Origin of the sequence: Pseudomonas sp. Wu6 (assembly GCF_019891515.1) — a bacterium.
In the GTDB taxonomy this organism is placed as follows: domain Bacteria; phylum Pseudomonadota; class Gammaproteobacteria; order Pseudomonadales; family Pseudomonadaceae; genus Aquipseudomonas; species Aquipseudomonas orientalis_A.
Map to the genome: position 1 here is coordinate 1 of NZ_JAFLXH010000095.1, position 569 is coordinate 569.

The 569-nt window shown below is 62.9% G+C and carries 1 protein-coding gene; it reads right to left on the reverse strand.

Going from position 1 to position 569, the window contains the following annotated elements:
* Positions 1-569, reverse strand: a 569-nt coding sequence (locus tag J1G34_RS27780) for an ATP-binding cassette domain-containing protein (RefSeq protein WP_222994868.1), incomplete at both ends; no start/stop codon positions are given.

A 569-nucleotide genomic window follows, 5' to 3' on the forward strand; every position in this document is an offset into this window, starting at 1 on the left:
GAAGCGCCCGTCCTTGAACACCGTGACCGCATTGCAGATACGGAACACTTCTTCCATGCGGTGGGAGACATAGAGCACCACTTTGCCCTCATCGCGCAGGCGCGTGATGATTGCCATCAAGCGATCAATCTCACGGGCGGACAGGCTGCTGGTCGGTTCATCGAAGGCAATCACATGGGCGCCACGGGACAGCGCCTTGGCGATTTCCACCAATTGGCGCTGGCCCAGGGACAGGCGGCCGAGCTTTTCCTGGGGATCGATTTCATCGGCCAGGCCCTTGAGGCACGCCAGCGCCTGCTGGCGCAGCACACCGCGGTTGACCACGCCAAAACGCGACGGTAGATGCCCGAGGAACAGGTTTTCGGCCACGGTCATTTCCGGCACCAGGTGCAGCTCCTGATGGATCACCGCCACGCCGCTGGCAATGCTGTCGGCGGCGTTCTTGAAGGCCATGACCCGCTCGCCGATCTGCACCGTGCCGCTGCTGGGAATATAGGCGCCGCCGAGGATCTTCAGCAGCGTCGATTTACCCGCACCGTTCTCGCCCATCAGGGCGTGCACTTGCCCCG